Origin of the sequence: Acinetobacter sp. 161(2023), assembly GCF_037027805.1 — a bacterium.
In the GTDB taxonomy this organism is placed as follows: domain Bacteria; phylum Pseudomonadota; class Gammaproteobacteria; order Pseudomonadales; family Moraxellaceae; genus Acinetobacter.
In genome coordinates this window covers 1-23552 of sequence record NZ_JAZEYD010000008.1, presented here as the reverse complement: position 1 = coordinate 23552, position 23552 = coordinate 1, and the positions used below count along the sequence as shown (strand labels likewise).

The following is a 23552-nucleotide window of genomic DNA, read 5'->3' as shown; positions in this document are numbered from 1 at the left end:
TGCTGTAGTACCAGAAAAAACTATGTTATGTAGATCGATATTCTGAAAATGTTCATCGTAATAGAATCGATAGGAATACTAACTAATAGGTTTTTAAGGATAAAACTTTTACTATCAATATGTTTGAAAGCCCGAAAAAAGATGGGCTTTTATTATTATCCAAAATATTTGTAGACAAGATGAAGTCCCAAGTAAGGATTTTAGTAACAATTTACAGTAAATTATTCAAAGTTTTAATTGCCCAACTATCCGTTTCTCAAGCATTTCCATAAAGGTTTTTAAGATAATGTTGTGGTTTTTGCCTTTGTGAGTAATTAAGCAAATGGGCGTGCTGTAATGCATTTTTTCCTTTGAAATAGCTTGCATAAAACCATCTTCAACCCATTTCTTTGCGTAGTGATCGGGTAAAAAACCTAAGAATTTTCCAGTTAAAATCAGAAATGCAATTCCTTCACGGTCACTTGCTGTCGCTTTACAGTCTAAAAGTTGGTGCAACTTTGCTGCTTCAGGTGTAATTGCATAATTAGGAAGTACGGCTTGCCAGGTTTTTAATTCATCTAAATTGAGGTTGCTACATTGGTTGAACAGTGGGTGGTTTTTACCACAGTACAAAAATGAACTTTCGCTATATAAATCAAAATAGTCTAGGCCAGACAGCGGAGTCACAAGTGGAATTGCTCCCGCATGTAAACGGTTGTCGAGTACACGGCATTCAATATCTGAAAGTGTGCTCATACTAATGTTAATGATCACTTCAGAATGTTCTTCGGCGAGTTGAGCCAGCGTATTGGTAATGTAGCCACTTGGCATGGTCACGAGGTTATTAATAATACCTATATTAAATTCGCCTTTTAGACGGTTATGCATTTGATTGACTTTGGAGCGAAAGTCTTCGATAGAAGCAGTGAGCACTTCTATATATTCTAAAATTTCCCGTCCTTCATCAGTTAATGCAAACCCTGCGCGGCCACGTTGGCATAGCCGAATGCCTAAACGATTCTCTAAATCGCTCATATGCAAACTAATCGCAGAGCGGCTAATACCAAGAATACTCTCGGCAGACGTAAAGCTGTGACAGTCACAAACCGTTTTAAATATTTTAAGTAATTTAATATCAAAATCAGTGACTTGATTTAATTTTTTAGGTTTCATTTAGTTTTGTTTTTTTAAATCTAAACTCAAGATAATTTGAATTTATCAAAACTATATCGCTATGTACACTCAAAAAATAGCCTCAAAACAAGAAGAGTGATTATGTTTGATATCGACAAATTAACTGATGGTGATTCTGCATCGGAAACCGTTCAATCAAATGCTCAGATGAGCTTAAATTATCAAGCGCATTGGATGCCATTTTCTGCAAATCGTAATTTCCATAAAGATCCGCGCATGATTGTCGGTGCTAAAGGATCATATTTAATTGATAGCGCAGGCCGTGAAGTCTATGACTCATTATCAGGTCTGTGGACTTGTGGAGCTGGGCATACGCTTCCTGAAATTCAGCAAGCCGTAAGTACTCAGTTGGCAAAGCTAGATTACTCACCGGCATTTCAGTTTGGTCATCCATTGTCGTTTCAATTGGCTGAACGAATTATTCAGCTTATGCCTGAAAAATTGCAGCATGTGTTCTTTACCGACTCAGGTTCAGAGTCTGCCGACACCGCAATTAAAATGGCGCGTGCCTATTGGCGAATTAAAGGCAAACCAAGTAAAACTAAGTTGATCGGACGCGCACGTGGCTACCATGGTGTAAATGTTGCGGGGACAAGTCTTGGTGGTATCGGTGGTAACCGTAAAATGTTTGGTCAGCTTATGGATGTAGACCACTTACCGCATACCTTGCAGCCCGATTTAAGTTTTACCAAAGGCTGTGCTGAAACAGGTGGCGTAGAGCTTGCCAATGAAATGCTTAAGTTAATTGAGCTACATGATGCATCTAATATTGCTGCGGTCATTGTAGAGCCAGTTTCAGGTTCGGCAGGATGTATTGTGCCACCAACGGGTTACTTAAAACGCTTAAGAGAAATCTGCGATCAACACGATATCTTACTTATTTTTGATGAAGTCATTACTGGTTTTGGGCGAATGGGGGCTTGGACCGCTTCAGAATATTTTGATGTCACACCAGATATTTTAAATTTTGCCAAACAAGTTACCAACGGTGCTATTCCCCTTGGTGGCGTAGTGGCAAGCCATGAAATTTATGATGCCTTTATGCAGCAAGATTTACCTGAACATGCGGTTGAGTTTACCCATGGCTATACCTATTCGGCGCATCCGGTTGCCTGTGCTGCGGCTTTAGCGACGCTCGATGTTTTAGAGAAGAAAAATTTAATTCATCAATCGGCTGATTTGGCTCCAAGCTTTGAAAAACTTTTACATGAATTAAAAGGCGCCCCAAACATTCTTGATATACGCAACTGTGGGCTGATTGGTGCTGTGCAATTAGCACCGCGTGATGGCGATGCGACGATTCGTGGTTTTGAAATTGGAATGCAACTTTGGAAAGCGGGTTTCTATGTCCGTTTTGGCGGAGATACGCTTCAGTTTGGTCCAATGTTTAATAGCACAGAGGCAGAGCTGCAACGACTCATGAATGCCGTCGGTGAGGCAATTTATCAAGTGAAATAACACTGATCGGCTTAGAACTTAATTGGAAAAGATGAATAGACACAAGGAATAAAGATGAACACTTTAGAAAATTTTGATAGCAACACAGACACCGATTCAAGTCAGCAAACCGTTAAAGTGGTAGGGCATTTTATTGATGGTGGGCTCATCACTAAAACCGCCAATAAACAATCTGTTTATAACCCAGCGACTGGCGAAAGTACGAAAGAAGTTGCACTTGCAGATGCCGAGTTGGTCAACAAAGTGGTTCAAATTGCAGAGCAGGCTTTTCCAGCATGGCGTGATACACCAGTGATTAAACGCGCACGTGTGATGTTTAAATTTAAGCAATTACTCGAAGAAAATGCTGACAAGCTTTGCCAGCTAATTGGTGAAGAACACGGAAAAATTTGCCATGATGCTAAAGGTGAATTACAACGTGGCATTGAAAACGTTGAGTATGCATGTGGTGCGCCTGAGTTTTTAAAAGGCGAATATTCAAAAAATGTGGGGCCAGATATTGATTCATGGAGTGAATTTCAACCGCTAGGTGTGGTTGCAGGTATTACGCCTTTTAACTTTCCTGCAATGGTTCCCTTGTGGATGTTCCCGATGGCAATTGTTTGCGGTAACTGTTTTATTTTAAAACCTTCGGAAAAGGCGCCTTCTGCCGCTTTATTTTTAGCGGAGCTTTTAAAACAAGCTGGCTTGCCTGATGGTGTTTTTAGTGTTTTAAATGGCGATAAAGAAACAGTTGATACGTTGCTACATCATCCTAAAATTCAAGCGGTTAGTTTTGTTGGGTCAACACCTGTTGCAGAGTACATATATCGTACGGCAACGGCGAGTGGTAAGCGCTGCCAAGCTTTAGGTGGAGCAAAAAATCATGCGATTATTATGCCTGATGCCGATATTGATAATGTCGTGACTTCTTTATTAGGGGCTGCATTTGGCTCATCTGGCGAACGTTGTATGGCGTTATCAGTCGTAGTTGCAATTGGTGATGAAGTTGCTGATATTGTGATCGAAAAATTAAAACAAGAAATGAAACAATTGAAGTTTGGGCACTATGCAAATGAGCGTAATGACTTCGGACCGCTCATTACGCAAGCACATAAAGACAAAGTACAAGCTTTTATTCAAAGTGCAGAGCAACAAGGTGCTAAAATTGTTGTAGATGGTCGTGATGCAAAACCGGCAGGTTATGAAAACGGTTTTTTTGTTGGGCCGACTTTAATTGACCAAGTTTCACCAGACATGACAAGTTATCAGCAAGAAATATTTGGCCCTGTTTTACAGGTCATTCGTGTACAAACCATGCAAGATGCAATGCAACTGATTAATGATCATGAATATGGTAATGGAACATGTATTTACACTCGTGATGGTGAGGCTGCACGTTATTTTACCAGCAATATTCAAGTCGGTATGGTTGGGGTCAATGTGCCATTACCTGTACCAGTTGCATATCATAGCTTTGGTGGTTGGAAGCGTTCATTGTTCGGTGATTTATATGCGTATGGTCCAGATGGTGTGCGTTTTTATACACGCCGTAAAACTATTACCCAACGTTGGCCTTCAACTCAGCTTCGTGAAGCCAAACAATTTGCTATGCCTACATTAAATTAATCAATAAAAAGGGAAAACTCTGATTTTCCCTTTTTTGTTTCGTACAAGTTGGAGAAGTACATTTTTAAGACGGTTTTAAAATCAGTTTGTCAATTTGAAGGAATCGAATATGAACAATGATAAAACAATAAAATTAAGTGAAGGACTTTCTAATCGACATGTCACCATGATTAGTATCGGTGGCGTTATTGGTGCAGGTTTATTTGTAGGTTCTTCTGCGGCAATTGCAAAAGCAGGGCCTGCTGCCGTACTCGCTTATATAATTACAAGTATTTTAGTTTTTCTGGTCATGCGCATGCTGGGTGAAATGGCGGTCGCGCAACCTGACACAGGTTCATTTTCTACATATGCCCGTAAAGCAATTGGCCCTTGGGCAGGGTTTACCATTGGGTGGTTATATTGGTGGTTTTGGGTACTGGTGATTCCCATTGAAGCCATTGCTGGAGCTGAAATTTTACACGCATGGTTCCCGCAAATTTCTAGTGCCGTTTATGCATTTGCCTTTATTATTTTACTCAGTCTAGCTAACTTCTTTAGTACCAAAAGCTTTGGTGAATTTGAGTTTTGGTTTGCACTCATTAAAGTCATTGCGATTGTAGTGTTTATTATCATTGGAGCAATGGCTGTATTTGGAGTGTGGCCTTTAGCAACAAATGTCAGTGGTGTTGGCAATCTATTTTCAAATGGTGGTTTTATGCCACATGGAATGGGTGGTGTTTTATCAGCAATTTTAATCTCGGCATTTTCATTTTTTGGAATAGAAATTCTTTCTATTGCTGCGGCAGAATCTAAAAATCCAGAAGAAAAAATTAAACGTGCAACGAATTTAGTGCTTTATCGAATTATTTTATTCTTTGTTGTTTCGATTTTTCTTGCAGTTGCTTTGGTCGATTGGCGTTCACCAGATTTACAAAAATTTGGCACTTTTCAGTTTGTATTAATGAGTTTAAATGTTCCTGAAACTAAACTGATTATGGACGCCGTCGTTTTTATTGCAGTTGCAAGCTGTATGAATGCCGCAGTTTATACCTCGTCTCGAATGTTATTTGCCTTAGGTACGCGTCACGAAGCGCCGAGCGTTGTGACAAAAATTAATAGAGCAGGTGTGCCGACTTCGGCTGTGTTTTTATCAACTTTGGTTGGTGTTATTTGCTGTGCGGTGAACTATATGTTTCCAGGGCAAGTGTTTGGGTTCTTGTTATCCACCACAGGCTCAATTGCTTTACTGGTCTACCTTGTAATTGCATTTTCACAATTGCGTTTAAGACATAAATGGGAAAAAGAGGGTACAGCCGTATCTTTTAAAATGTGGTTATTCCCATGGTTAACGTGGTTTGTGATTTTAGTGCTTATGACTGTTTTAGGTTATATGTTCTTATCGCCAGCCTATAGTTATGAAACTACTTTATCTTTAGGTGTAACTTTATTGGTAGTTGGTTGCGGGTTGTTTGTCACACGAAAGCGTAAAGCAACCAGATCGGTTGCCATAAATCTAGACTAATTTAAAACATCTTTACATATGAAAGGACGGGTAAATACCGTCCTTTCCGTAATTTTTAATAATGAGATTTATTTTGATAAGATAGTTTTAATCCAAAAGTAATACTATCGTTATCTGTAAATCTTCCGACTATGTCGCCATTTTGACGTTTAGCTTCAGCATCTCCGAGCCATAAATATTTACCGCCAAATGAAACTGCCCATTCAGGTAAAAAATGATATTGGAATCCAAGTCCAACTCCCCAGTAACCGTTAATTGGACCTAATGCATTTGCAGGGTCTCCGAGGCCTGAATCCCAATTAATTGAGGTGGATAGGATAAATTTTTCAGTCATTTTTCGAGCCAATCCAATTTGGGCAGACCATTGGTTCTTTTCATAACTAATTAATGGAAATCCTGAATGATCGGGACTCGTTGGTGCAGTTCGCTCTGCTAATTTGGCAGGTTTTAACTCAAAATCTTTCCATGGCACCCAGCGGACATTTGCAGTTAATAATGTTTTTTTATCTAAACCCGTTTGAAAATCAAAATTCACCGATTCTGGAGAAGTAAAAGTCACTGGTGATTTATAAATTTTATCGCTGAGGGCAGTGAATTGTTCGGTTGCTTCTGTTTTATGCTTAATTTCAGAACGATAAGTTAAAGCTGTTTTTAGACCAATTTCAGGTTTCTTTATCATAAATCCCATGACCCAACCAGTAGCATAATCTGATTCTAGATTAGCATTGTAATTTGCCATGCCTTTATATATGTGCCCACGTAATTGTACTTTACCCTGTATTTCTTCAACAGCAGGCCCTGCATAAATACCTAAATATTCATTGATATTCAGGCCAACTAAACCTGTCAAATTATGACTACTCAACGTAGCGTTAGTGCCTTGTTCTAGGTGATTTACAGACTGAGAGACAAAATCAGTTTTACCATGATGTTGAAGATCAATACTAAAGGGTTGGTCATAAAGAAGGCCAACACTTATATTTTCATTTAAATCAGTTTTTAATCCACCTCTGAAGGATGAATAGTTGTTGGTAATATTCGGAATGTTTTGTGGATTCCCATGAGAGCTTAGACCCATATCTTGCCCACTTATTTGCGGAATGACATAGTTATATGAAACGGAAGCATATGTTCCATCTTGAAAAAAATCAGTAATTAACTGTCCTGATCTATCCAAAGCAGCAGCAGTTGCTATATTTGGCAATGATAATGTTACGATAATAAGTAAAGAGTAATAAGTATTGTTTGAATACATGGCAGCCTCAAATTCCTTTTGGGGCATACAACATTCTAATTTCTTTTTTTTATTAGAACGTTGTATGAATGTCATTTATAGAGTGATTTCGAGCAGGGTAAGTCTGCTAGGTAGCGTATGGGATAATTTAGTTTTTTTAATATTCTCCTGATGGGCTATTCATTTTTACTTTTATCTTTCAATTATGTACGAATGACACATCGGAAACCTATATGACTACTTGATGTGTCAACAGCTTCAGGATGTCGGGCTGCCGGTCTGTATCGTCGACAATAATTAGGGGCGCACAGATGGGAACCACCTTTAAGTACTTGCCGAGGGATAGAGATATTAGGCATGGCGGGGTCATAACTGTGATTTTTCGCGCCGCCACGTGGATTGTGTCGTATACAACAAGGTGAAACCGATTTAAATTGGTGTGTTGGCGACCAATAATCTGCTGTCCATTCCCAAACATTTCCAATCATGTCATATAGCCCATAATCATTTGAAGGAAATGCTTTTACAGGTGACGTTCGTGAATAACCATCTTCCATTGTATTTTCATATGGGAAGTCTCCTTGCCATGTATTCGCCATATGTTTGCCCAGAGGCGTGAGTTCATCGCCCCAAGCGAATTCACGACCTTCAAGAGTTCCTCTAGCTGCATATTCCCATTCCGCTTCCGATGGCAGAGATTTCCCACACCATGAGGCATAAGCCAAAGCATCACAGTAAGCAATATGAACTACAGGATGATTGTCTAAACCATCAATAGTTGATTTAGGGCCTTGTGGATTACGCCATGTAGTTCCAAATTCAAATTTCCACCAAGACCAATCTGTTAAATCAGTTGAATTTGAAGGGGACACAAATAGTAAGGAACCAGGTTGTAACATATAAGCGGGAGCTCCCGGATAATCATTTGGGTTAGGAGGGAGTTCTGCAAAAGTTATGTAACCCGTAGCTTCAACAAACTGTTTAAATTGCGAGTTTGTAACAGGAGTTTTATCAATCCAGAAAGGAGAAACATGAACATGATGCGCAGGAGCTTCTTCTGGGTAATGGGTATTTGAACCCATTAAGAAAGTACCACCATTTAGGTAAACCATATCATTCATATCAATATCTATTAATAGCTCGTTGTTGGTCTGTCATAGTCATTTATTTAAATGGCAAAGGAGTCTTATATCTCTTCATGGTTTCTAAGTGCCTCATAACAGCTTCTTTTAAAACTGGAATTTGAGGCTGCTTTAGAGGAGCCATTGCGTGCTCTTCCTTCGGATCAATAAGTAAATTGAAAATTTTACCGCCGTAAAGCAAAGGTTGAGCTGTACCTTGGAAAGGACTTGCTTGTGGCCATGTATCAGGGATATTAAAGCTTTGTTCTTTAACTAATAATTTATATTCGGCAATGCGAACACCCATGAAACTATCATTTGCCCAATAATATTGGACTCGACGGCGTGATTTCCCATCATCAGCGATGAGAAATGATGACTGATCGATGGTATCCATATAGCGATCACTTGGCATACTATTCGTTGCCCCAGCTAAGCCTAGAGCAGTTGCATAAATATCTGTCAAATCAAATAACCCTTCTGATATACGTCCGGGTTTTATTACTCCTGGCCAGAAGGCAATACCGGGAACGCGGACGCCTCCTTCAAAGCTGGTCGCTTTTGCTCCACGAAATGGGGTAACCCCTATATCTGGGAATGCTTCTGAGAATGGTCCATTATCGCTGGCTAAAATAATCAGCGTATTCTCTGATTGTCCTGACTTTTCTAATGCTTTTCGAATCTGACCTATTCGATAGTCAATTTCCACTAAAGCATCTTTATAAGGATATTTAGCAAGTGATTTGCCTACAAAATCAGGATGGGGGTAGTTATCATTGTGACAGCAACGTGTGCCCATATAGAGGAAAAATGGCTTATTACTATTTTTTGAATCATGAATAAAGCTAATTGCTTTATCTGTTAATTTTTCATCTACGAGACGGATTGAATCATTATCAATGGGAAAAACAGCTTTAGCATCTTCTCCTTTAGACGCTTCAACAATAGCCATGATTTCACCTTCGGAAGCCCATTTTTTTCGGGCCGGATCTAACATCAGCTCCGGATTACGCCAAGGCTCTCGCCATGCTGTATAATCATCAGATGAGGTAAGTATTCCATAATAATGATCGAAGCCAACGTTTTGGGGTTGAGCTTCTTTGGCTGAGCCTAGGTGCCATTTACCAATTGCTTGCGTTACATAACCCGCATCTTTGAGTTTTTGGGGAAGGGTTGTGTTGGGGTTAATCCCTCTTTCATGGGCACCTTCGCCCGGTAACATTGGACGTAATAGTCCCGTTCTGATAGGTAACTGTCCAGTTAATATTGAAGCTCTGGTTGGGGTGCAGGAGGGTTGTGAATAAGTATTCATTAACTGTAGGCCATCTTTAGCCATACGATCCATGTTTGGTGTAGCAGCACCGGTAGCAACCCCACCACCGTATACCCCAAGATCGCCCCAACCAACATCATCTAATAAAATAACGATAATATTAGGGGCGTGGCCAAAACGTTGTTTAAGTCCATTTAATCGTTGTTGGGCGGATGACTCTTGTTTAGCGCGAGTAATGGAGGGTTCTTGATTTGGGTGTTCGGCTTTAGTTTGGGCTAAAAAAGTATCATCCATCATCGCTGTAGTTTGAGCATTAATATTTTGTGCTAATGCCGTTAAGGCGAATGCAGAAATTAGAGCTGTACTCATGCGTAGTTTTGTAGTCAAGGGCATGATATGTTCCTGATAATTAAGTGATATATCTAATTTTTAGCTACAGTAATGTTGAGCTTAATCATTAGAAAATGAGTAATAGAAAAGCGTTGTATTAAAATAGATGGCCTAAATTAATTGACGAATTACTCTCTTAGAGAACACAGAGCCCTGACCAATAATTTTTCTTCTTCAAATGACTTTTTAAGAAGTAAACAACTTTAAAAAAAATAGATGGCAATCCAAAATTGAACATAATTTATTCCTTTAATTAATCTATTCGAAATTCCCCAAATGTAAAAATTTAGTCTGATTTGGAAAATATTTAACGTAAATTATATTTTTTATAAGTAACTTTCAATTGATAGAAATTTCTATGAAATACATATCTTTTTGATATTAAATATTATTTTTAAAAAGTAGACCTAAAGGAGAAATGAAATGGCATAAATTAGAAATAGATGTTTATTAAAGAGATATTATTCAAATATGAGGTTATTGGGAGTTGCTGTAATAGCATTGAAAAAGCTAACCTGTATGTAAGTTATTGTTTAGTGTATGATAAATTTAGGCTTGGAAAGGGATTCGTCTATATTTTAATGAGTGAGTTTGTGATTAAGACTTTTAAAATATTTCTCACAGTTTCTTAAGAAATTTATTTATATGAATAGGTTTTACTGGTGTAAAAGTGAAGGATAAGTTTAATACAAATGGGAAGGTTCGAGTTGGAGTAATTAATCATATATTAGATAATTGTGATTTTTTTAATATTACCCGAGAAGAGTTAATAGATAAAATTAATTTAAATGAAAATCTATTAATAGATCCCAATTCTTTTGTTTTATTTGAATATTTAGAGAAAATAATACTTTTTTTATTTTCTAATTCAGATGATCCATTAAGTATATTAAAATTTATTGAGAAAAATAATTCTGTAGCAAATGGGGTGCTAGGTTATTTAATTGAAATTAGCTCATCCTTAGAGGAAGCTATAGAAACTTTTGAAAAATATTGGGAGCTGAATGGTAGAATTGGTAAGGTTTTTTTGATTGAAAAAGATAATTATGTTTTCTTAGAATGGGTGTGCTTATTAGGTAGTCCTAAATTTATACAATATGCAACGGAATATAAAATTGCTTGGTGGGCTAGTATTGTTCAACTTGTAAAAAGTAATGAACAAAGTGTTTTACATTCAATACATTTTAAATATAATATTTTGAAAGATGAAGATGTTATTTTCTATAGAAATTTTTTTAAATGTCCTGTGTATTTTAATCAGCCAGAATCGGCAATTATTTTATCAAAAAATGCATTAAAACTACCTTTAAAAACTGCAAATCGCAGGTTGTATGAAAATGTTGAAAATTATGCGAAATTAATTATTAAAGAATCAGTTGGTAATAGTGATTTTACGAATAGTGTACGTTCTATTTTATATGAGCAGTTGCATATAAGTGGTAATTTTTCACGTGAATATATTGCAGAGAAATTAGAAATAAGTGTACGTACATTAAGTAGAAAGTTACTTGAAGAAAATAGTAAATATAGTGATATTTTAGATGAAGTTAGATTTGATCTCGCAAAACGTTATTTGGAAAATAATAATTTCAAAATATCTCTAATTTCGAAATCTTTGGGTTTTTATACCAGCAATGCTTTTATTACTTGGTTTAAATCTAGGACTGGTAAATCACCAAAGAAATATCGGGATGATATTATTTGATGACAATTTTTTTCTAAAATTCTCATTCAGAAAAAAGTTCAAAACATACTCTTCTTGGTGGAATATGCAGTTGAATTATTTTTAAAAAATATAAATTATCGCCAGAGTTGATTTTTAAATTCGCTTTGAAAATATAGTTAACCATTTTAAGAATTAAATTTAACTTTATATAAACCAAATTATTAGATGGGGTGGTGTAAATTTAGAGGTTGTACTTCTAGTCTTTTTAAAAAGTGAGCCTTACGTGAGAAGAGTAATTTTAGGTGTTACATTAAGTTTTGCCGTGCTAGGGATGCAAGGTTGTCTTTCTTTGCCTAATGAAGTTGATGAAAAACCTGCTAAAAAGAAAAATGAATATTTTTCAGAAATTGTTAAGTTCAAAGGTTTGAACCAAACGCAAATTTATGATGCTTCTAAAAACTGGCGAAATAATGTTGTGGATTATGTTTCAAGTCGAAAGATTATCCAAGCAGATGACGAGAATAAAGTACTGACGATTAAAGGACATGCAGGGCTAAAATTTGATAATTGTATGGATTGTCTAAGCAGAAATATGATTAAGATCGCGGATGATTCCTTTAATTATATGTTGAAAATAGAAGTTAAAGATCATCAAGCTAAGCTTACGTTTAGTAATATAGAACCCCGTGACAATCGTAATAATCATTTTTATAAAGATAAAAATGCAGCCATACAGAACCAAATAAAAAATGTTGTTGAAGCCTATAAATTTCATGTCTTACATCCGAATGCTCAACCTGCTGGAGCGAGCCCCATGTAGTTTTCTTACATGGGCTTATATAAATATAGTTGAAGAGTCTCATAAGTTATAAAAGGTAAATTTCTAAGAAAAATAGGCATTTACCTTTGCTAAGTCGATGATATTTCTCTTTAATATAAAAAAATGTATATAAAAATATTGGTTTCGTGTATGCTTAACTTAACTAGAAAAAAGACTTGTAGTAAATCTTCTTTAAGTATCGTAGTTTTAGTCATAATCCTTCGTTTTTTCAGATATTAAGCTCAATTCGTTACTATTTTTTCAAGTTATATTTGTCATTTTTAAATGACTCAAATGATTAAGATTAAAGGATATATTATGTCTAATACAAATACCGGTACAGTAAAATGGTTTAACGAAACTAAAGGTTTCGGTTTTATTCAACAAGAATCTGGTCCAGATGTGTTTGCTCATTTTAAAGAAATCGCTTCTTCTGGCTTCAAAACTCTACATGAAGGCCAAAAAGTAACGTTTAATATCACTCAAGGACAAAAAGGTCCAAGTGCTGTGAATATTATTCCACAGTAATAAGTGATAAATAAAAAAGCCCTGAATATTCAGGGCTTTTTTATTTATATACTTTTTATATCTACTGAGGGTGGCGCTCCAAAAAAGCGTTTATATTCTCTGGAAAATTGCGACAAACTTTCGTAACCGACCTGAATACTAGTCGTTGAAATATCATATTCTTCGGTCATTAATAAACGGCGTGCTTCAGTCAGCCTCATTCTTTTTTGATATTGTAAGGGGCTCATCGAGGTTATATCCCTAAAATGTTGATGAAAACTAGAAGCACTCATACCCATTGTGCTTGCCAGCTCTTCAACGCTAAAGGATTTTGCAAAATTTGTTTTCAACCATTCAATCGCCTTAACAATTCGATGACCTGTAGTTCCTGCCGCCACAATGCGTTTAAGTCGATCACCTTGTGGACTCATCAATAAACGATAAAAAATTTCCTTAATAATAAGAGGAGATAATACGGGGATGTCTTGTGGTGTATCCAGTAGTTTTATTAACCGTATAAAAGCATCATTCAGTTCTGAATTGACTACTCCGACAGCCATTCCTTTTTTTTCAGTATTTACGTCTTTAAAAGGAATATGGGCTTCAAGCATGATTTGGGCAAGTACATAGGGATCTAGTCGTAGCACTATTGAAAGATAAGGTTGTTCAACTGAAGCCTCAAGAATTTGAGCAATTACAGGTAGGTCAATTGCCGTAAAAAGGAAATGGTTAGAGTCGTAAGTATAAGTTTCTTCGCTCAGAATAACCTGTTTTTTGCCTTGAGCAATCATACATAGACTGGCGTCCATCATACTGCTATTGGGTTGGGTCAATGTTTCCGCACGAAATAAAGTCAGTCCCGTAATAGGTGTTTCAAATGTACCTTTTGCTCGGGTCCATTGATCGACAAGTTGAGCCAGTGTTTCGTTATTGCCTAGAGACATATTCGCCATTCAGATTTCACCTATTGCCATCTGTGTTTTTATTGTAGGCATTTCAAATAAGAAAAATAGAGAGAATTGCAACAATTCGGAGGATTGGGCAAATCTGTGAGAGGAATAGAACAACAGCTTACAACTTTCATTTTTATACTGATGAACATGGCAAAAAGTCGATTGCTTAAAGTCTGCTGGGTCATCGTTTTCAAAAACGTATTCATGTGCTTTCAAAACTAATCGCCATCAATGAATATCCAGCGAAGAAATCGTCTTTATTTAAACATTAAACATGAGAGAAAAAATATGACAATTGAAGTTTTAGGTTATGCCGCGCTGTCATCAGAAACTCCTTTAGTTCCGTTTAAGTTTGAACGTAGAACCCCACGTGAAGATGATGTTGTCATTCAAATTGAATATTGTGGTGTTTGCCATTCCGATCTACATCAAGCCAAAAACGACTGGGGATTTAGTGCTTATCCGATAGTGCCGGGTCATGAAATTGTAGGTCGTGTAACGTCCATTGGCCCCAAAGTCACAAAATATAAAGTTGGTGATTTAGTCGGCATCGGCTGTATGGTCGATTCGTGTCGTATTTGTTCTGCCTGCCATTCAGGACTCGAGCAATATTGTGAAGAAGGTAACATTCAAACTTATGGCAGTGTAGATCGCCATGATCAACGACCAACGTATGGTGGATATTCTGAAACAATTACTTGTAGCCAAGATTTTGTATTAAAAGTGCCTGAAAATCTGGATGCTCAAGCTGTACCGCCGTTACTTTGTGCTGGCATTACCACATGGTCGCCGCTTCGCCATTGGAATATTGGGAAGGGCAGTAAAGTCGCGGTCGTCGGTTTAGGTGGTCTGGGACACATGGCTATTAAACTTGCCAATGCTCTAGGCGCAGAAGTGACATTATTTACCCGCTCAGCAAACAAAGAACAGGATGCAAAACAACTCGGTGCGCATCATGTTGTGCTATCAACCAATGAAGCTCAAATGCAGTCAGTCACAAATCAATTTGATTTAATTATTGATACTGTGCCTTATAACCATGACTTGAAGCCCTATATTCCAACTTTAGCTTTAAATGGAACAATTGTGCTGGTCGGATATTTAGGTGAAATTAGCGCAAATTCAGTACCTATGATTTTGGGTAGAAAATCAATTGCAGGGTCGGTGATTGGTGGAATTAAGGAAACACAAGAGTTACTCGATTTCTGTGGTGAGCATAATATCGTTTCTGAGGTCGAGATGATTGATATGCAAAACATTAATGAAGCTTTTGAACGTATGCTAAAGAGCGACGTGAAATATCGTTTTGTGATTGATATGAAAACTTTATCTGATCATTAATCTGTTTGGATCTTTGCTGTGCATTCTTCCATTAGGATGCACAGTTAATATTTGTGTTTATCTCTGAATTGTTTCGGTGTCTCTCCTGTAACATTTTTAAAAAATTTGGAAAAATTATCTGCGTTGCTATAACCTAATTTTTTAGATATTTCATTGATATTTATATCATTTTTTATAAGTAAAGTTTTAGCCAGCTCAATTCTAATTTCATTCTTTAGTTTCAAAATTGTGTAACCCTCACTAGCAAGTTGTCGGGCTAAAGTCCGTTCAGGCATATTTATTGATCTTGCTACAGAATCATTACTCATGAATTTATTCTGCTTTAGATGTTTTGTTAACACCTCTCTTACTTTTACCGTAACAGGATTTTTGTTTTTTGATGAGTCATTAATGGCTTGTAGTGAAGATTTAGATTGATTATAAACACCTGCACTAGAAGTAATTAATGAAGTATTGAGAATTGATTTAGGGAACACTAGATAGTTTCCCTTGGCATTGAAATGCACATCTATTCCTAACTGCTCTTTATAAATATTAGGATTAAAATCTGAGACATGAGAAAAAAAACATTGAATATTTTTCGGACGTTTTGATAAAAAAGGTGCTATCTGAAAGATTGCTAAAGGGATTAACTCAGCAAAAAAATTATCATATTCGCCAAAGCTACATGTTGGGCTAAAAAGTAAATAAACTTCATCTTTTATGTCTTTTCGTTCTACATGAAAACTAGGCATTAACAATGGAAAAAAATCAAGAGCTGCATTCAAAGCATCCTCAAGTTTTGGAGATGTCATCGCTAAAATACCCATTAAACCATGTGCAGTTATTGGAAAGTAATCTAGAACTTGTAAGCAATAAGGTTTTTTTTCATGACAAAAATTAAGTGTTGATTTATAAACATGAAGTAATTTCTCTCCATCTATCATCATCATGGGAGACATTAGATTTTCAACTTTTAATCCGCATGCTTCCATAATTGGTTCAAAATCACCATCAGCAGCGTTGACCAATGATTGACAAATTTCCAAATACTGCATTGGAAAAAGTAAGTCTTTTAAGGGCTTTAATGACGCGGGTTCCATAAATCAACCTATATTATCGATGTTTTTATGGCTTTTAATCATGCTGGGGCAGATTTAAGCGGCAGAAAACAGCAATCATGATAGCTGTAAAATGGCTGAAAATGATAGGTCTTTGGCTGCAATCAACCATACAAACTGTCTTAAATTTAAGAAAGTGAATAAAAGTGTGTATGAGATCTAATGATGCAATTTGACGAATATAATAAGTTTGGATATGTGATGCCAGACAATGAGCTACTACAACAGCGCGTTTTAAAAGCTTTTGAGATAGCATCAAAACCAGCGCCTAATCATGTTGCTCAATCATCACTAAAAGACATTGACTTGGAAGCATGGCAATACATTGGTGACCCCTTAGCTGAGGCCTTAATTTTTGAACTCCGTGCTCATAATATGATGAGTCGCGATATTTATGGTGCTGCACGATTATTACAAGAAAAGGGTAATCTAGCAGCTAACAACTTTTTCGCTGACGTTGAATTTGTACCTGAATGGGCTGATTTTGAACAGATGCGTTTGGGTGCAAAAATGGGGTTGCGGAATCCAATAGGGTTGTTTTTTGGATTACATGGGGCACTACCATATACCTATACCTATCCAAATGTTGCAAAGGTCATGGCATCTACTGGGCGACTTGATAAAAAGGGTGATTTTCCTAGACGCTTTTGGGAAACCGCAACAGGATTTATAGGTGCATTTGATGTAGATGGAATGAAGCCTCTAGGTAAAAGCTGGCAAGTCTGGGTGCGTATTCGTTTGATGCATACGATGGTGAGAATGGGGATTCTTAAGAGTGGAAGGTGGAAATCTGATTGTACAACTCCGATTGATCAGCTCACTACCGCAGGTGGTGTCTATGTATTTGGTCAATATCGGGTCAATATTGTTAAAGCGCTTGGTGGCAGGGTTAGTGATGCCGAGGCCGATAGTTATAACTTAATGTGGAGATGGATCACGCGAGTTCTGGGTGTAGTTCCAGAATTACTCGGCCAAACTAATGAAGAGCAGCAAGCATTAGATAAACTGATTCATGAATATTCATATACTGTTAATACTAGCTCAGTTGAACTCACACAGGCTATGATTAATGGACTTACAGAAATTCCTCATTTCTTACTGTCCAGAGATTTACACGCAGCGATCGTTAAATACTTATTGTCACCTCAATATACATTGCCTGCAGGTAAAAATTTAGCTCACGATCTCCAAGTTAATTCATCCGTGTGGGCAAAAATCTTAGCTCAACCAATTATTGGAAGTTTAAAAATATCTTCAAAAGCAACTCAGTTACCACTTATTCGCAATGTTATCGAAAGATACGGACAAGCAACGCTCGAAGCTTTTATTCACAAGCAATTGGGTGAAAATAAAGCAGACTATCGTACCAAAAATTAAGGTTATATAGTCTTTATATTTCTAAGGTAAAAAGTCTATCTAGACGATGTATCTGGAGAATGGGCTTTGCTTAAGACCAAACTTTATTTTCTTAGTAAACAACATTGAAACCTTATATTACATCAAACTTTATCTGATCATTAATCTGGTTTTATCTGGGCTGTGCATTCTAACATTAGGGTGCGCAGCTTAAAAAATTCTCTAAACAAGACAATATTATTAAGCCAATATTTAAGGTTTTTCTTAATTATGTAATTAAATGAAAAACAATAATTATTTAAATATTTTCTAGCCAATATCACATTGACACCTTAAATATTGAAGATTACCATTTGCGGACTGGCCTACATTGCCAGGTGGTTTTGACAGACCACATAGGACCGCATCAGACTTATTCCTTTCTGAGGGATAGTCTCATGTGCACACCTCGTTCCCTCCCGTAGCGGTAGGACGGGAGTGGGACACCCTCGGGTGTGCTGGAGTCCTACCAGTCTGTCAACCCACTTCCGTTCTGCCACCATAATTTCTAATGTTTTGGCAGAACTCCCAATAGAAGGAGTTGGCTATGCATATTCATTATTTCTTGGCAGTCATTGCCAAAGTCTATATCGATACAACTTAAATCATATTATCAGCTTGATTACCTTTAGGGTTTTCAGGCTTTAAGTCATTATGGCTCAAAAACTTGCATCAACAATAAAACTTGAGATGTGCCAAGCACAGTCTTTACGGCTTTGCTATGCCTTTTTTCACCTTTAAAAAAAGTGGAAGGCTTTTATATCTCATTTATATACAACAATAATTTATTTTATAACGGTAAAACTATGCCATATTCAGATCTTTCACTACGTGCTTTAAGTGTATTGCACACTTCCCGCTATCTTTTTAATAAATACGGCTTCCACAATGTTGGTGTAGACCGAATTATAGAGTCGGCAAAAATCCCAAAAGCGACTTTTTATAACTACTTTCACTCAAAAGAACGCCTTATTAAAATGTGTCTAGCTTTTCAGAAAGATGGCCTTAAACAAGAAGTCATCTCGATTATCTATGTTCAGAAAGACTTATCGCTCGTTGAAAAGCTTCGTAAGATTTACTTTCTGCATGCAAACTTAGACGGGCTTTACCACTTGCCGTTCAAAGCCATATTTGAAATTGCGAAAACACATCCAAAGGCTTATCAGCTCGTAATTGATTATCGAAACTGGTTGATCAATGAAATTTATAAACTGCTTTTAACAACCAACACGAATGCTTCAAAACAAGATGCGCACATGTTTTTATTTGTGATTGATGGCGCAATGGTTCAGCTTTTAGATTCAAATAGTGTAGATGACAGGGAAAGGTTGCTAGATTATTTTTTGGTGGGGGTTGGGTAAAGTGAAGTATCGGTTTTAAGCCAGCTCACTTACTGATAAGAAGATGGTAAATATATAAAACTATGTAAAAGAGCTTTTACATAGTTCAACGTACTAAGGTAAAAATTAAAGATTTACATTGTAAAAAGAAGCAAGTTTCTCAACTGCTTTATTAACATGATCAGGTTGATCATACATTGTCATATGGGTTGCATGGTCAACTAGAAATAGCTCTTTTTTAGATTTGGCTAAATCGTAGAAATGTTTACTGTGCCATAATGATTCGGCATCACTACCTGCTATCAACAGTAGAGGCTGTGTAAGTAATTCTTGAATATTATCTGTAGCATCAAATGCAATAATTTTATCTACACTTGAAAATAATAACTGATTTCCAGAATTTTTATGTTGTCCACGTGGGGTTCTATAATATTCATAGGCTTGCCTTAAATCACGAGGTGTATTTGCATCTATTTTTTCTGGAACGTAATTGATATATAAAGGCTTAGCACCATTTGCTTCAAGAGTACGTTGCTTAGCAACTTCATCAAGTAGTTTTAATTGATCTGATAAAGTCCCATCACCATACCAACCTTTACGGAACCCTAAACCAATATCAAAAGCACTTACAGTACCTACAGCTTTAATGCGATGTTCTGTCATTGCTGCATTAATGCCATATCCACCACCTGCACATATTCCAAGTACAGCAATACGATCTTTATCAACGAAATTTAATGTGGTGAGATAATCTACACTACTTCGAAAATCTTCTACACGTTCAGCTGGGTTTTCTAAAAATCTGGGTTCACCGCCACTTTCACCTTGATGCGAGGCATCAAATGCTAGGGTGATAAACCCTTTTTTTGACAGCTTTTGTGCATATAAACTAGCTGTTTGCTCTTTTACACCGCCTCCGGGATGAGCCACAATAATTGTTGGATATTGTTTTTTCTCATTAAAGTTATCCGGTAAATACAAATCACCAGCCATTATGATTTGGCCATTTTTGAAAGTTACGTGACGGATACTTTTTTGATTCATTTCTGAGCTTATCTTGGTTTTTACTTCTACTGCAAAAGTGGCTTGAGCCGTAAAAATAACGGTGCCAAAAGCTAGGGCTGAAATTAAAAATCCTTTTCTAACTAAATTGTTCAACTTTAATTTATCTGTTACCCGTCTTTTGTTAAAGACATTAGATTTGCTAGTTTTCATGTTATTAGTCTCAGAGGAAAATCAATCAAAAATTTGGATGAGTTTCTGTTTTAGATTCTCGATATCTTTGCTAATTTGAGGTTCTTTAAATACATCAAAGAAAGAAAATGTCGGTAATACTTCAACACCACAAAATTTATAATTTGATGTATTGTGGATAAAGACATCATCAACAGATCTACCGTCAAATAACTTTTGCTCAGAGTTATTAAATGCCTCTCGTGGAGCATTCCAAGTTAGCGATAACATGTACTTTTTACCAAAAAGCTTTCCACCTGTACCATATTGCTTAGATGGATCATTTCGAGTACGTCCGTCGTCGGCTAAGAAGGTTCCCTGTTTTAAACCTTCAGTAAAGACTTCATCAACATATTTCTTATAGATCCACGGAGAACCAAACCAATACACGGGAGACTGAGTAATAATCAAATCAGCCCATAAGTGTTTATTCACTTCTTCGTTGATATCATAGCCTTTTTCAATATGAGTAAGCTGAACTTCACAACCCAGATTGGTCATCGTTTCTTTCATGATTTCAACTACTGAATTATTTAAGGTGCCAGTAGACATCCCTTCATAGAATTGATGTGTATTAATAATCAATACTTTTTTCATCAGACTTAGCCTAATTTTATCTGCATAAATTAAGGTATTAGTTTGCACGGAAGAACGTTAATTTAGGTTGCCAAATCTGCTTTAATTCTTGCCTAATATGATGAGAGGTGGCAAAAACATAAATAATTCATTTTTAATCTGTTAATCTTAAATTGTATATTGAAATCCTGATTTTTTGGTCATGGAGTAAAAATGAATAAGTCCATTGTATATAGTCATCTCTTATCTTCAATTCAAGATATTGCTCAAAACGATGGAGATTACACTACAGAACTTCCAGTATTATCTATTTATCGTCGTAGTATACCGACTGATCCAATGCCTTGTATCTTTGGCCTAGGTTTAGGAGTAGTAATCCAAGGCGGAAAGTGCGTAACACTTGGAGAAAAGGCTTTCGAGTATGGCTCTGGGCAAGCACTCATTAATACAATTGACTTACCAGTTGTATCTTACGTAACTCAGGCCACAATAACAGAGCCATATTTAGGGTTACGTTTAGATCTGGATGCAAATTTAATCGTGCAAATTGCTACCGAAATGAATCCTTCAATGATTTGGAAATACACTCCTTCAAGAGCGATGTCGATTATAGAATTAGATGAGGGATTACTTGATGCTTTAACACGGTTAGTTAGATTATTAAATGAACCAACAAAAATTCCGTTTATTGCACCATTAATTCAACGGGAAATTATTATCAGGTTACTGGACGGAGAGCATGGACCAATGCTCCAGAGTCTTGCTGCTGAAGGATCACCTAGCCAACAAATTTCCAAAGTCATTGCTTGGATTAAATTAAACTATACAAATAATATTTCAGTTAATGAATTAGCAGAAAAAGCACACATGAGTTCATCTACTTTTCGGCAACATTTCCGAACCATTACAGGGTTAAGCCCTTTGCAATATTTAAAAAATTTGCGTTTGCAAGATGCGCGGCATTGGATGCTTTATGAAGGTATAGATGCGGGTAATGCTGCTATACGTGTTGGTTATGAAAGTGTTACTCAGTTTAATAGAGAGTATGCTCGAATGTTTGGGGAACCACCGCTCAGAGATATAAAACGCATGCGTAATCTAAATAATTGAATTGATAAATATGGTTTTTCACAGTGCTGATATTGATCAAATTATTGAATCTGCAAAAGTACCTAAAACTATATTCTATAACTACTTTTACTTAAAGAAATCTACACTTTACTTTTAATAACTCATGTAAATGCTTCACAACGAGATGCCCACATGTTTTTGTTTGTGATTGATGGGGCGATGGTTCAGCTTTTAGATTCAAATAGCGTGGATGACAGGGAAAGGCTGCTGGATTATTTTTTAGCGCAGACCGGATAATTTTTCTATTGGAACTTTTGATGAAAAAGGAGTTTGGCAAATTTTGAGCCTAGCTCCCTTTTTTAAGGTTTATGGATTTACGATTTAGAAGGTATGTATTTACGCATAGCAAAGATAAATAGCGTAAATAAAATACTAAATCCAAAAACAGGTAGGCTTAGCCCTAACACGAGGCTCACCAATATTAACGATAATTTTTGTGGGCCAGTTGCACGACTCCAAACTAATAAGCTTTGACCAACAAAGTGAGTTGTCATGAGCTTTAAGTTCGAGTTTTTAAACGCAGCTTTATATGCATAAATAATCATCATACAAAGCGCAAGCGCATAAAGTACGAGAACTAATTGATTAATCCAGCCAAATAAAATCCCAATATGGGCATCTACTCCCCAACGAGTTAGCTTTGCCACCAGCGAGTAGTCTTTAAATGCAAGTTGATCGATGACTTTGTGGTGTTCCATATCAATTGCGATACTGTCTGCTTGAGTTGGCCATTTACGCTGAATTTCTGCGACTTCCCAAGCTTGATTACCACTGGTAGGTGGTTTGATTTGTATTTGTGCTGCGTCAATACCATGTGCTCTGGCTATTGAAAGAACGCTATCAAATTCACTTGGAAAAATATTTAAATTAAGATTTTCACTGTGCGGCATATCATGATGTTCATGGTGCATCACTGTAGGTAAATTATCTTCTTGAAGTGAAGTGGCTAATGTTGGAGTTTGCCAACTGAGCCATTGACGAGCAACCCGAATATTATCTCCAGCCCACTCAGACCATGTAAGACCCGTAATGGCGATTAACAGTAAAATAGGAAATAAGGTTAAACCAAGCGTGCTATGCCATTTCAATAATCTATTTTTTTGTGTTTGCCTAATTTTAATATTTTGACGACGTTTCCACCAATTATACAGTCCAGTTAACGTCAAAATGGCTAACCAACTTGCTGCCAATTCACTATAAAAGCGACCCCATTTTCCGAGTAACAAATTGCTATGTAACTGATCGAGCATAGTTCGAAACGGCAGAACCCCACTAGTACCATAGACAGCAAGGTGGCCTTTGGTTTGAAGCGTAAAAGGATCAATAAAAACGGCTTCGCTGGTAAAATGATGTAGAGGATCTGAAAAAATTACACGTGTTGTCTGGTCAGAGCTTGGGGCTGGTCTAACTTCAATGACCTGAGCAGACTTGGGCATCACTTGTTTTGCGATTTCAATTTGTTGACTGAGCTTATATTGTGCTTGGTTCAGTGGTTCAACATATAGAACATCTTTATAAATTGCTTGTTCAAGTTGTGGCGTAATTGCATAGAGTAAGCCGGTGATTGCAGCAACCAATATTAATGGTGCAATAAAAATACCAGCATAAATATGAATTAAACGGAAAAGACTACGCCAGAAGGATGAGTGGTTAAGCATCAGAAGATAATGTTTAGCAGATTTTGGGCTGGATTATAACGACTTATTTGTTTTGATGTTGATTGAGTTGTAAG

General features: G+C 36.8%; 19 protein-coding genes and 1 pseudogene. 11 read left to right on the top strand and 9 right to left on the bottom strand.

Annotated features, from left to right (window positions below):
- Nucleotides 1-225 precede the first annotated feature (225 nt).
- On the bottom strand, nt 226-1152 hold the full coding sequence (locus WA249_RS09170) for a LysR family transcriptional regulator (RefSeq protein ID WP_336168096.1): 927 nt from the start codon (nt 1150-1152) through the stop codon (nt 226-228).
- Between the two features lie 96 nt (nt 1153-1248).
- On the opposite strand from WA249_RS09170, the gene WA249_RS09165 reads away from it, so the two are divergent.
- The 3 genes from WA249_RS09165 to WA249_RS09155 all read left to right on the top strand — a co-directional run bounded on the left by WA249_RS09165 (nt 1249) and on the right by WA249_RS09155 (nt 5740).
- The gene (locus tag WA249_RS09165) at nt 1249-2631 is read left to right on the top strand and encodes an aspartate aminotransferase family protein (protein ID WP_336168094.1); all 1383 of its coding nucleotides are present in this window, start codon (nt 1249-1251) and stop codon (nt 2629-2631) included.
- Between the two features lie 54 nt (nt 2632-2685).
- The gene (locus tag WA249_RS09160) at nt 2686-4239 is read left to right on the top strand and encodes a CoA-acylating methylmalonate-semialdehyde dehydrogenase (protein WP_336168092.1); all 1554 of its coding nucleotides are present in this window, start codon (nt 2686-2688) and stop codon (nt 4237-4239) included.
- A gap of 109 nt (nt 4240-4348) precedes the next feature.
- Nucleotides 4349-5740 carry an amino acid permease gene (locus tag WA249_RS09155; RefSeq protein ID WP_336168090.1) on the top strand — a complete coding sequence of 464 codons (1392 nt, stop codon included), beginning with the start codon at nt 4349-4351 and terminating at the stop codon, nt 5738-5740.
- A 55-nt stretch (nt 5741-5795) separates the two neighbouring features.
- On the opposite strand, the gene WA249_RS09150 is transcribed toward WA249_RS09155, so the two are convergent.
- From WA249_RS09150 to WA249_RS09140, 3 genes are all read right to left on the bottom strand, one after another.
- Nucleotides 5796-6995: an OmpP1/FadL family transporter gene (locus tag WA249_RS09150; protein WP_336168397.1), complete on the bottom strand. Its 1200-nt coding sequence runs from the start codon at nt 6993-6995 to the stop codon at nt 5796-5798.
- A 182-nt stretch (nt 6996-7177) separates the two neighbouring features.
- Nucleotides 7178-8095: a formylglycine-generating enzyme family protein gene (locus WA249_RS09145; protein ID WP_336168088.1), complete on the bottom strand. Its 918-nt coding sequence runs from the start codon at nt 8093-8095 to the stop codon at nt 7178-7180.
- Between the two features lie 43 nt (nt 8096-8138).
- Nucleotides 8139-9761, bottom strand: coding sequence for an arylsulfatase (locus WA249_RS09140; RefSeq protein ID WP_336168086.1), 1623 nt, complete (start codon nt 9759-9761; stop codon nt 8139-8141).
- Nucleotides 9762-10428: 667 nt separating this feature from the next.
- On the opposite strand from WA249_RS09140, the gene WA249_RS09135 reads away from it, so the two are divergent.
- The 3 genes from WA249_RS09135 (at nt 10429) to WA249_RS09125 (ending at nt 12772) form a co-directional block, all read left to right on the top strand.
- On the top strand, nt 10429-11463 hold the full coding sequence (locus WA249_RS09135) for an AraC family transcriptional regulator (RefSeq protein WP_336168084.1): 1035 nt from the start codon (nt 10429-10431) through the stop codon (nt 11461-11463).
- 244 nt (nt 11464-11707) lie between these two features.
- Entirely contained in the window at nt 11708-12244 is a 537-nt protein-coding gene (locus tag WA249_RS09130) for a DUF4468 domain-containing protein (RefSeq protein WP_336168082.1), read from the top strand.
- A 318-nt stretch (nt 12245-12562) separates the two neighbouring features.
- Nucleotides 12563-12772 carry a cold-shock protein gene (locus tag WA249_RS09125; protein WP_252613113.1) on the top strand — a complete coding sequence of 70 codons (210 nt, stop codon included), beginning with the start codon at nt 12563-12565 and terminating at the stop codon, nt 12770-12772.
- 44 nt (nt 12773-12816) lie between these two features.
- Here WA249_RS09125 and WA249_RS09120 read toward each other — a convergent pair whose 3' ends face one another.
- Nucleotides 12817-13704 (bottom strand): AraC family transcriptional regulator, encoded by an 888-nt coding sequence (locus WA249_RS09120; protein ID WP_336168077.1) that lies wholly within the window; start codon nt 13702-13704, stop codon nt 12817-12819.
- A 288-nt stretch (nt 13705-13992) separates the two neighbouring features.
- Between WA249_RS09120 and WA249_RS09115 the strand changes: the two genes are divergently transcribed.
- Nucleotides 13993-15045 carry an NAD(P)-dependent alcohol dehydrogenase gene (locus WA249_RS09115; protein WP_336168075.1) on the top strand — a complete coding sequence of 351 codons (1053 nt, stop codon included), beginning with the start codon at nt 13993-13995 and terminating at the stop codon, nt 15043-15045.
- Between the two features lie 44 nt (nt 15046-15089).
- On the opposite strand, the gene WA249_RS09110 is transcribed toward WA249_RS09115, so the two are convergent.
- The gene (locus WA249_RS09110; protein WP_336168073.1) at nt 15090-16127 is read right to left on the bottom strand and encodes an AraC family transcriptional regulator; all 1038 of its coding nucleotides are present in this window, start codon (nt 16125-16127) and stop codon (nt 15090-15092) included.
- Between the two features lie 180 nt (nt 16128-16307).
- On the opposite strand from WA249_RS09110, the gene WA249_RS09105 reads away from it, so the two are divergent.
- Together WA249_RS09105 and WA249_RS09100 are read left to right on the top strand one after the other, a co-directional pair.
- Complete coding sequence (locus WA249_RS09105) at nt 16308-17522, top strand: oxygenase MpaB family protein (protein ID WP_336168071.1); 1215 nt, start codon at nt 16308-16310, stop codon at nt 17520-17522.
- Between the two features lie 824 nt (nt 17523-18346).
- Nucleotides 18347-18901, top strand: a complete 555-nt coding sequence (locus tag WA249_RS09100; RefSeq protein ID WP_336168069.1) for a TetR/AcrR family transcriptional regulator — start codon at nt 18347-18349, stop codon at nt 18899-18901.
- 105 nt (nt 18902-19006) lie between these two features.
- Here WA249_RS09100 and WA249_RS09095 read toward each other — a convergent pair whose 3' ends face one another.
- Nucleotides 19007-20095: an alpha/beta hydrolase gene (locus tag WA249_RS09095; protein ID WP_336168067.1), complete on the bottom strand. Its 1089-nt coding sequence runs from the start codon at nt 20093-20095 to the stop codon at nt 19007-19009.
- Between the two features lie 21 nt (nt 20096-20116).
- Nucleotides 20117-20710, bottom strand: coding sequence for an NAD(P)H-dependent oxidoreductase (locus tag WA249_RS09090; protein ID WP_336168065.1), 594 nt, complete (start codon nt 20708-20710; stop codon nt 20117-20119).
- 192 nt (nt 20711-20902) lie between these two features.
- Here WA249_RS09090 and WA249_RS09085 point away from each other — a divergent pair, with 192 nt between their 5' ends.
- Both WA249_RS09085 and WA249_RS09080 read left to right on the top strand, forming a co-directional pair.
- Nucleotides 20903-21799, top strand: coding sequence for an AraC family transcriptional regulator (locus tag WA249_RS09085; protein ID WP_336168063.1), 897 nt, complete (start codon nt 20903-20905; stop codon nt 21797-21799).
- An 87-nt stretch (nt 21800-21886) separates the two neighbouring features.
- Nucleotides 21887-22057 (top strand): annotated as a pseudogene (locus WA249_RS09080) (TetR/AcrR family transcriptional regulator); the annotation flags it as partial.
- 77 nt (nt 22058-22134) lie between these two features.
- Here WA249_RS09080 and WA249_RS09075 read toward each other — a convergent pair.
- The gene (locus tag WA249_RS09075) at nt 22135-23478 is read right to left on the bottom strand and encodes a PepSY-associated TM helix domain-containing protein (RefSeq protein ID WP_336168062.1); all 1344 of its coding nucleotides are present in this window, start codon (nt 23476-23478) and stop codon (nt 22135-22137) included.
- Between the last annotated feature and the right edge of the window lie 74 nt (nt 23479-23552).

What these genes read in the sequence shown, in the direction of transcription:
- WA249_RS09170 (WP_336168096.1), bottom strand. Translation starts at nt 1,152, where the DNA reads ATGAAACCTAAAAAATTAAATCAAGTCACTGATTTTGATATTAAATTA.
- WA249_RS09160 (WP_336168092.1), top strand. Translation starts at nt 2,686, where the DNA reads ATGAACACTTTAGAAAATTTTGATAGCAACACAGACACCGATTCAAGT.
- WA249_RS09155 (WP_336168090.1), top strand. Translation starts at nt 4,349, where the DNA reads ATGAACAATGATAAAACAATAAAATTAAGTGAAGGACTTTCTAATCGA.
- WA249_RS09150 (WP_336168397.1), bottom strand. Translation starts at nt 6,995, where the DNA reads ATGTATTCAAACAATACTTATTACTCTTTACTTATTATCGTAACATTA.
- WA249_RS09145 (WP_336168088.1), bottom strand. Translation starts at nt 8,095, where the DNA reads ATGAATGATATGGTTTACCTAAATGGTGGTACTTTCTTAATGGGTTCA.
- WA249_RS09140 (WP_336168086.1), bottom strand. Translation starts at nt 9,761, where the DNA reads ATGCCCTTGACTACAAAACTACGCATGAGTACAGCTCTAATTTCTGCA.
- WA249_RS09125 (WP_252613113.1), top strand. Translation starts at nt 12,563, where the DNA reads ATGTCTAATACAAATACCGGTACAGTAAAATGGTTTAACGAAACTAAA.
- WA249_RS09120 (WP_336168077.1), bottom strand. Translation starts at nt 13,704, where the DNA reads ATGGCGAATATGTCTCTAGGCAATAACGAAACACTGGCTCAACTTGTC.
- WA249_RS09115 (WP_336168075.1), top strand. Translation starts at nt 13,993, where the DNA reads ATGACAATTGAAGTTTTAGGTTATGCCGCGCTGTCATCAGAAACTCCT.
- WA249_RS09110 (WP_336168073.1), bottom strand. Translation starts at nt 16,127, where the DNA reads ATGGAACCCGCGTCATTAAAGCCCTTAAAAGACTTACTTTTTCCAATG.
- WA249_RS09105 (WP_336168071.1), top strand. Translation starts at nt 16,308, where the DNA reads ATGATGCAATTTGACGAATATAATAAGTTTGGATATGTGATGCCAGAC.
- WA249_RS09100 (WP_336168069.1), top strand. Translation starts at nt 18,347, where the DNA reads ATGCCATATTCAGATCTTTCACTACGTGCTTTAAGTGTATTGCACACT.
- WA249_RS09095 (WP_336168067.1), bottom strand. Translation starts at nt 20,095, where the DNA reads ATGAAAACTAGCAAATCTAATGTCTTTAACAAAAGACGGGTAACAGAT.
- WA249_RS09090 (WP_336168065.1), bottom strand. Translation starts at nt 20,710, where the DNA reads ATGAAAAAAGTATTGATTATTAATACACATCAATTCTATGAAGGGATG.
- WA249_RS09085 (WP_336168063.1), top strand. Translation starts at nt 20,903, where the DNA reads ATGAATAAGTCCATTGTATATAGTCATCTCTTATCTTCAATTCAAGAT.
- WA249_RS09075 (WP_336168062.1), bottom strand. Translation starts at nt 23,478, where the DNA reads ATGCTTAACCACTCATCCTTCTGGCGTAGTCTTTTCCGTTTAATTCAT.